This is a genomic window from Acinetobacter sp. NBRC 110496, from assembly GCF_000876115.1.
Taxonomy (GTDB): Bacteria; Pseudomonadota; Gammaproteobacteria; order Pseudomonadales; family Moraxellaceae; genus Acinetobacter.
Map to the genome: position 1 here is coordinate 1 of NZ_BBTF01000085.1, position 8,800 is coordinate 8,800.

The 8,800-nt window shown below is 36.6% G+C and carries 8 protein-coding genes and 1 pseudogene; 5 read left to right on the forward strand and 4 right to left on the reverse strand.

What is annotated here, in order from left to right; genetic code table 11:
• Positions 1–97 precede the first annotated feature (97 nt).
• The 4 genes and pseudogenes from Aba26S_RS21540 to Aba26S_RS19915 form a co-directional block, all read right to left on the reverse strand.
• A pseudogene (locus Aba26S_RS21540) lies at positions 98–277 on the reverse strand (hypothetical protein); the annotation flags it as partial.
• A 67-nt stretch (positions 278–344) separates the two neighbouring features.
• Positions 345–1,196, reverse strand: coding sequence for a universal stress protein (locus Aba26S_RS19905; RefSeq protein WP_043041688.1), 852 nt, complete (start codon positions 1,194–1,196; stop codon positions 345–347).
• A 12-nt stretch (positions 1,197–1,208) separates the two neighbouring features.
• The gene (locus tag Aba26S_RS19910) at positions 1,209–2,696 is read right to left on the reverse strand and encodes a SulP family inorganic anion transporter (protein WP_043041686.1); all 1,488 of its coding nucleotides are present in this window, start codon (positions 2,694–2,696) and stop codon (positions 1,209–1,211) included.
• Between the two features lie 292 nt (positions 2,697–2,988).
• The gene (locus tag Aba26S_RS19915; RefSeq protein WP_043041684.1) at positions 2,989–4,785 is read right to left on the reverse strand and encodes a hypothetical protein; all 1,797 of its coding nucleotides are present in this window, start codon (positions 4,783–4,785) and stop codon (positions 2,989–2,991) included.
• Positions 4,786–5,129: 344 nt separating this feature from the next.
• Between Aba26S_RS19915 and Aba26S_RS19920 the strand changes: the two genes are divergently transcribed.
• The 5 genes from Aba26S_RS19920 to Aba26S_RS19940 form a co-directional block, all read left to right on the forward strand.
• A complete protein-coding gene (locus Aba26S_RS19920) occupies positions 5,130–6,278 on the forward strand; it encodes a hypothetical protein (RefSeq protein ID WP_042892727.1) in 1,149 nt (382 codons plus the stop codon).
• 182 nt (positions 6,279–6,460) lie between these two features.
• Positions 6,461–6,616: a hypothetical protein gene (locus Aba26S_RS19925; RefSeq protein WP_005006030.1), complete on the forward strand. Its 156-nt coding sequence runs from the start codon at positions 6,461–6,463 to the stop codon at positions 6,614–6,616.
• Between the two features lie 41 nt (positions 6,617–6,657).
• Positions 6,658–7,077: a hypothetical protein gene (locus Aba26S_RS19930; RefSeq protein WP_214288679.1), complete on the forward strand. Its 420-nt coding sequence runs from the start codon at positions 6,658–6,660 to the stop codon at positions 7,075–7,077.
• A gap of 335 nt (positions 7,078–7,412) precedes the next feature.
• On the forward strand, positions 7,413–8,369 hold the full coding sequence (locus tag Aba26S_RS21545; RefSeq protein ID WP_227504909.1) for a hypothetical protein: 957 nt from the start codon (positions 7,413–7,415) through the stop codon (positions 8,367–8,369).
• Positions 8,370–8,391: 22 nt separating this feature from the next.
• Positions 8,392–8,800 (forward strand): hypothetical protein (locus Aba26S_RS19940; RefSeq protein WP_043974642.1); only part of this gene is annotated, 409 nt, incomplete at its 3' end.

The following is an 8,800-nucleotide window of genomic DNA, read 5'->3' on the forward strand; positions in this document are numbered from 1 at the left end:
AAAGGCGTTAGATTGGCTTACACCATTAGAGAAATTTGCTCAGCTTGTTGATTATCATATGGCTTTTGAAACTGTCGCACCTCATGTTTGAATTCGCCAGTTTAATAGTTTCAGAATGTTCATTATTTGCTATTACCATCTCTGTTAATTTTAAAAGAGAATCTACGCCTTTTCGATAAGCTTGTTCATGAGATACACTAAAGTATGAGGATATTTTTAACAGCACATTTTCAGAACAAGAAACATTTAGAGTTGGGCTTATTAACATCGTATTCATATTTATGATTCCTTTTATAACTTATTAAAAATAAAGGGATAGATTAAAATTCTACCCCTTCATGAAATTATCGTAGTAGCAGGACTGGTTTATTAGCGCTTGTGATCACTTTTGTGGTGGTACTGCCAATAAAAAATTGACGTATCTTTGAATGACCATAAGCCCCAACCACAATCAAATCGATTTGATGCTGTTCAGCGTAATTGATAATTGCCTTATCAACTTCACCATCCAACGTATTCGAGGTGATATTAAAACCTTGTGATTCAAGTTGCTCTTTTGCCCAAGAGAGCTGATTTTGCATTTCACTATTCGGATTTCCGACATAAACCAAATGTACTGCAAGACCTTTAAGTAATGGACTTGACGCAATGCGTTCAACACATTTTCTTGCAGTTGGACTACCATCAAAAGCCACTAAAAATGAAAGTGGCTTTTGGAATGGAGTGGATGCAATCAATACGGGTTTATGAATAGCACGGACAATACTTTCGATCTGCGAACCAATTTTGTCAGAACGGTATTCAGTCTGCGTGCCGTGTTTGCCCATAATCAACACACGAATGTCTTCTTCCAATCCAACAACAGTTTCCAATAAACTCCCATGTCTTTGGAAACTATGAGCATCCAGACTGAACTTTTCGAGTACATATTTTTTTGCTTCTCTGAGCAAAACTTTTCCATGTTCAAGTTCAATCTTGCCTTTGCGCTCTTCAAGCTCAACCAACTCTTGCAAAAGTGTTTCACGGCTACCTAAGCCAATTGCGCCACTCAAATCTTGAGGTGCTTGAGCTTTGGGTGTATCGATTACGTGTAAAAGTTCAAGCGGTGCGTTAAGTTTTTGACTAAACCATGCTGCATAATCACATACGGTATTTGTTGCTAATGATCCATCAATACATGCAATAATTTTTGACATTTTTCATCCCTCTTAGTGGCTATTTAAGCGATCTAATGCATCTGGTTTATCATGGATGCCAAATTTATCGACTAAGGTTTTGCTGGCTTCATTCATTCCAATAAGTTCGACTTCTGTTCCTTCACGTCTAAACTTAATGACCACTTTATCTACGGCAGCGACCGCAGAAACATCCCAAAAGTGAGCCTGACTAACATCAATTACAACTTTTGAAAGTGCTTCTTTGAAATCAAATGCAGAAGTAAATTTATCTGCTGAGCTGAAGAACACTTGACCTGTTACCGTATAAGTACGGGTATTTTCAGGTTCATTAAATTCGGACTGAATTGCCATGTAGCGTTCAATTTTGTTGGCAAAAAATAATGCAGAAAGAAGTACACCAACTAATACGCCATAAGCCAAATTATGTGTCGCAACGACCACGATGACTGTAACGATCATCACAATATTGCTAGATAAGGGATATTGGCGGATATTGCGTAGTGAATCCCAGTTAAATGTTCCAATTGCTACCATGATCATGACAGCAACCAGTGCAGCCATTGGAATGGCTTTAAGCCAGTCACTGATAAACACCACCATAATTAACAGAAAGACCCCTGCACTAAATGATGATAAACGGGTACGTCCACCAGATTTCACATTAATAATGGATTGACCAATCATGGCACAGCCTGCCATTCCGCCTAAGAAGCCTGAAGCGACATTGGCAACACCTTGCCCTTTACATTCTCGGTTTTTATCACTGGTGGTATCTGTTAAATCGTCGACAATTGTTGCGGTCATCATGGACTCAAGTAAACCCACGGCTGCCAAACCTAGTGAATAGGGTAAAATAATAGCTAAAGTTTCAAGATTTAAAGGAATATCAGGAAGCAAGAAAATTGGAAGCGTATCCGGCAATTGCCCCATATCACCGACAGTTCTTACATCTAAACCAATGAATAAGGCAAAGAGCGTAAGTAGGACAATACAGATGAGGGGAGAGGGTAAAAGTTTCCCTATCACTGGGATATAGGGAAATAGATAAATAACCGCTAAACCACCGATTGTCATCGCATAAACATGCCAAGTGACGTTGGTAAGTTCAGGCAATTGAGCCATAAAAATTAGAATAGCCAAGGCATTTACAAAGCCAATAACGACTGACTTTGATACAAAACGCATCAAGGCTCCTAATTTTAGATAGCCTGCTAGGATTTGAATAAATCCTGTCAAAATTGTGGCTGCTAATAAATATTGCAGACCATGCTCTTTAACCAGTGTGACCATTAATAAAGCCATAGCACCAGTTGCAGCAGAAATCATACCAGGACGACCGCCCACAAAAGCAATCACAACAGCAATACAGAATGAAGCATATAGCCCCACTTTAGGATCAACGCCTGCAATAATGGAGAAAGCAATTGCTTCAGGAATTAGAGCCAAAGCAACAACAATACCCGCAAGAACATCCCCGCGAATATTGGAGAACCATTGTTCTCGAATAGTGGATAACATGAAAATAGCCTATTTTTTTAAATTTTAGGAAAGGCTAGTGATGTGATATATGACACACAAGCTACTACACCACATCACTAGACAGTGATGAGTTATTTACAAAAAGATGGGTAAATAAACTAGGGTGGAGTCAAAAGCATAAGTGTGTGAATACGAATAGAAATTTAAATTGAACTGTTAGTATAGGCGAACTGAACTAAAATTTCACTCTTTTCTATTTCGCAAATTTATAGAAAACATGAAATACCAAGTAATTTCATGCACATATGATTGTATAAAAAATATTCTTTAATTAGGATTTGTCCTTCTGTAAGCTTATGAATAAATTTTTAAAGCGATTTTTCCATTCATCTGGTGTTGCGTATAAATGTTTTATTGCAATCATTTTATGAATGAAACTATCACAGTAGAGTGTCCATTTTTTTATTCCCTTGGCATTTTCTAGTTCAATACAGATTTTTTTAATTTGTTCGCTTGTTAGCTTATTCTGAGTAAAAATAAGAAAAGCACAAAATGCTTCATGATTTTTATTTTTATGTATATCGATGAGATAGGAAAATCCATTTTGATCTTTTAAGTCTAATTTTAAGAACAATAATTTTCGCCCTTTATCATAATCAATCCATGATGGATGCTTGGGTTCAGGCACAAGTTTTTTGATTTGAAGCAAATTAATACTCGCTATCATTTCACCATGTTCATTAATTGCAGACAGATGTTCTAGAGGAGAACCCATTTCAGAAGCAAGTTCTTGGAGAGATTGGATAATGTATTGAATGTCAAAACGTTCATCTCTGCTAGGTGGTGTATCTGTCGTTTCAGATTTTTTGATCTTAGTATTTTGATTACCATAGGGTTCATCAGAAGATGTTTCAACCTCTTCTGATTTATCTGAATAAGGTTGATTAGATGCTCCGACTTCAATTGGATCATTGGTTGGTTCATTAAAAGAATACTTCAGAATACCTTGTGTATTTCCAGTTTCCACCTCAGAACGCTTACGATATTCACCGCTTGTTCTTGATGGTGGTTTTTGAGTATTGATGTGCTCATTCTTATTTTGACTTTTTTCACTAGGTCTAGGATTTTTCTCATCAGGCTTTGAAATTGTATTGGTTAGGTCTTTGTTGACATCAATCATGTGATCGTTAATAGGATCAAATTTTTTCACTCTAGTGATAAAAAAACGAGTCTTATTGTCATCTAGCCAAATTCCTTCTGCTTCAAGGAAAAGCTTTGTGGGATGTGGCGGAAACACAATGGGATACCTTTTGCCTGTACCCTGCTGAAGATGATTAAATTCGGTAATTTCCATACTTCGTTGAATTTTATCAACTATCGTCTGCACATATGGGTTTAAGGCAAGATTAGCAAGAAAAATAATTGCAGTCTCGCCTATATCTTCATATGGTTTTCTGATTTTAATTTTATATTCAACATTATCGTCCACAATTTCTGTTGTATAAGATTCTAAAAAACGATTAATGATGGATTGACTCGAAGTTCCTAATAAAAGTCCCCTAATATCCTTCCGATTTACGAATAAGCTATGCAAAATATGAATTGATGATGTGATGACTTGAGTTCCATCATTGGAATGCATTAAGCAGTGATTCACTTTACGATATGAATCATTGGTGTATTTAGTGAATGGATAGCCTTGTAGAACATAATCAACTTTATTTGGGAGGAAATAGTTTTTTAAAGGAATGTAGTATTCAGAAGTATTGGGGATTCTGTCAGTAAGTTTTATATTCTTAGGTTTATTATTGGTGAAGTCGAAAGAAAATCGTTTTGTAATGAGTTTTCCTGAAAATCGATAGGATTGATCGGTTAAAACATTTCCATCCCAAATACTGCCATGTTGAACAGCATCAAGATCAAGTACGGGAACAAGGAATGTTGAGCACTTATCTAAAAATAACCATTGATCACTTTTTCTAATCTCAATTAATAACACTTCAACAAAAGGATTAGTTGAATCGTTATCTTCGTTTCTAACAAGTCCGCCATATCTATAAACCACTCGACTAATATTATCGTTTGGGAAGCAATCAATAGTCGTTATTTTGTCATTATTAACAGGCATATATTTTTACAAAATGAAAAATTAAAGCTTATAGATAATATAATTTTTATTCTTGCTCTAGTTTATTTGTGTAAACTCTGATTTATTTGTGGAACTGACATCTATGTAATCAGGTTATTTTAATATGTGAGCCTTATTTTATTTAGTTAAATATAATAATTGATATTAGTTTTATTTAACGTATACGGTGATTTTAATTGATTAAAATATTTTCATTATTGAACCACTACCGTTGTTATATTCAGCTTCATTAATATTTTAAGGAAAAAGTTATAAACGCCACTTAATAACTATTATGGAATCTCAGATGTAGAGCACACGGCTCAAAACTTGGAGATTTTAAAATGTCACATTTCACAGTTGCAGTAGTTACCACCCCTGATGGTGATGTTGTAGATGCCCTAGAACCATTTTACGAATTTGAATGCTCAGGCATTAAAAACAAATATTGCATTTCAGAATCATCATTGGACGAAATTAAAGACCAATACGAATCGACAGAAATCACTTTGATGAAAAACTCAAAGCCTATCTTAGATGATGGTGAAGAACGCTATGCGTTTCTTGACGACCCTCGTTTCGTGCGTGATGCAACAGACTTAGAGCTTGATGCCATCAAAAACAACAAAGGTGATATTTTTGCTGACTTCCCGAACGGCGGTAAGCATTTATCAGTGGTACAGGTCAAAAACGATGATGGTACGTACTCAAGTCGCATTCGTGATTTAGGCATGTTCATTCAATGGCATCAAAAAGATGTGCCATGTACTGAAGTGTTTGAGCTTCAACAGTTCATTAACTGGTATAACGAAAAAGTTACGCCGACTGTTTTGACAGGTGAAAAACCTGATGAAAGTTGGACAGAATGGATAGAGCTTGATGCTGACGGTAAAGTGGTCGATTACTTCACCACCACCAACCCGAATCCGAAATACGATTGGTATGAAATCGGAGGACGTTGGAAAAACATGCTGTTGCGTCTTGATGGACGAAAAGTGGATAGCTGTCCGATTGGTGAGCTAGATTTTGAAACCGAAATCAACCGCTTAAAAACCGAAGCTAACCGTGTTTATGACTATTTTGAGAAGTGTATCGGTGATGCTTCACGTACTTGGCGGTCATGGGCTGATGTTTGGTCTGATGAATCAATCGGATCAGTGAACGATAAGCGTAATTTCTATCACAACCAAGATGCAATCTTATTAATGAAAGCCAATGATACGGATAACTTGTTTTGCATATTCGGACATGAATTTGATGAATTTTTGGTGAGCCGTGAAGAATTCCTAGCTAAAAAATCAGCAAACCCATTCGGTACATACTGTTTCTTAGATGCGACCAGTGGTGATGAAATAGGCGACTGGACAGGTTCAGAGTGTGGCATGTTTGGACAGGATATTCGCAAGGAAGAAGATTGGGAAAACAAAAACCAAGCCTTGCTCAAGAGCTTTCCAAGCGACTATATAATCACGATTGTTGATTGTCATATCTAAAACCCAAACAGGGATAAGCGTAAAACCTTATCCCTTTTCTTTTGGGCATTTTTTAAAACGCATTCGATGTTTTTTAATTGATTAAAAAGTTTTTGAATTTTTAAATTTTAAGAAAAATTAAACAGCTATTGCGCTTTGTATAATGAATATAGATTTAATCACTATCCTAAAGGGCTTTTAATATGTGGAATACATTAGTTTTAATTCGTAAAACCGCAACGTCAAAAGAAATAAAAGACAAAGCTGATATGTATTTAAGCCAGTTAAATACTGCAACCATTTCAGCATCTCTTAAAGCTGAAATACTCTCTTTTATCGAATCTGTTTTAAACGATTAATCAACTTAGGCTCAACGCCTATAAGTAGTCGGAGCATAGATATGAACAACACATTCACCATACCATGCAATTTTAAAGTACAGCACATTGAAGATGGTCAATTTGTCGTGTTTTTTGCTGACGGCACTCAGTTAAGTTACCAGATTGAAAACACCAGTAAGGTTAAATGGATTGAACCTGAAGCATTCAGTTTAGAGCAAGTACGCCTAAGCTCAAAAGAGCCAATCAATGCCGATGATATTGACATCATTAAGTATGCTTCATACCGCTTAATTGCTGACACGCCATTGATTGATGATGATGGTAGCAATCCTGAACCTGATTGCCTTTACTGCAAAAAATCTAGTGACACTCTTAACAGCCTCATACTTCAAGTCACTGAAGCACATACCCTCTCATGTTGGCTACTGACATCAAACGGCGTTCATATCCTAGATATTAATGAATTGACTGAAGCTTAATAACAACAACCAGTGAAGCATGTCTATTGCTTCACTGGTTGGCAGTTGAAAACCGCATTCGATGTTTTTTAATTGATTAAAAAAAGGTTTAGAAATTTGGTTGTGGCCAGCGCTAGATCTGGCGCACCAGGATCAATGCTTATTTGTATGGTACCTTAATTGCTTCCATCATTTTAATAGCATCCTCATTACTATTTTTAGCTGCTATCTGTTAAAAGTCGCAGCAAGGACCAGTAAAACAATAATAAAAATAAATAATTTTAAAAAAGTTTTTGGTTTAGGTTCTATCTTAAAATAAACATATTGAAGCAGAAAGCTTAAAACTTGGAGTTGAAATGGTTACTATTAATGAATTACTTAGCAAAAACCTTGATCGCAAATATGGTCCAATTGAAGCGCATGAAGTTATAGAACTTGTTCGTGTAACTCGTGCGCCAGAATCAATAAATAACCCTTCAATGCCATCAGTTAGAATTTCTACTGCAGATCTGCACCATATGGTTGAACAAGCTAAAAAGTTCAATTTGTGGGAAGAATGGTCCACCAAGGTTTTAGCAACTGAGTTGCCATACAACCCTTATCTTAAGCCAGTGTTTACAGGTCATAGTTTCCCACGTTCTAGCATGTCTACTGACAACTACGAAGCATTAGTACGCTCTACGTTAGTGCCGGTGCTACTACCTGAAGATAAAAAGTCTTTTATCAACCTGAATGACAAAGTTATGTCATTTAACAACCTCATGTTTGATATGCCCGATGCGATGGTGAACCATCTCATGACTGGTAAAAAACTTTGGCTATATGCAAAAAATGGGCAAGTGGTCTGGTATACCCGTGCTGAGTATGAGGCGCAAACCAAGTGGAACCAGGCTGAACAGGATGCTAAGAAAAAAATTACTGCATTGTTTGAATTATTCAATGCGCTGCAACAAGCTAAACCGATCTTTGATGCTATCGATCAGAAGAAAAACTTCAGTGCTTTACCGTTCAAATGGTTCACTGGTGTAAAAATTGTAATGTCAGGCTTGTCAGCTGGATCATGGGGCGATGGTGAAAAATCAAATACAGTGACTCACTTGGTTTTTGATGAAGACTACTCAGGATCTAAATTGGTTCGTGAGAAAAACCAGTACTTGTGCTCAGCTGGAGGCTTATTCCCTGCAGATGAAGCAAAGAAAGAATTCAAAATGAAAGTAGGTGAAGTTACCGTGGACACGGTACCGCACCTTGTTACATGTAAAGTGTGCCTAAAACGTATTTTTACGCAACTTGCATTAACTCAATCTAATTAATCAAATTTATAGGGTGTTCATCATGAATAACAAAACAATTGCCAAAAAAATGATTAACCAAGTTAAATCGGTTATCACTGACCCTCAAGCAAAAAGCTTGTTGGCTGCTTATCACGTAGAGACGTCATTTACCCACTTCTACGAAACACACAGCCACATTTACTTGGTTGGTAAAGACATTACTGCAGTCATGGCCAAACATTTTCCATACTTCACGTTTAAGACTCGTGATAACAAGAAAGCCCGTCACGGTATTGGCGATGGCTCAATGTCTGATTGCTTAAACAAGCTGCGCCGTGTGTATCGCTTAGAAATCAAAAAACCGATTAGCGAGAAGTTTATCGCTGAAGCTGGTGCACCGACTTTCACAAAAAGCCAATCTCTAAGTCCTGTTGCTTATTTGATTGATGAAGTTGTGCAACAAGAAACAG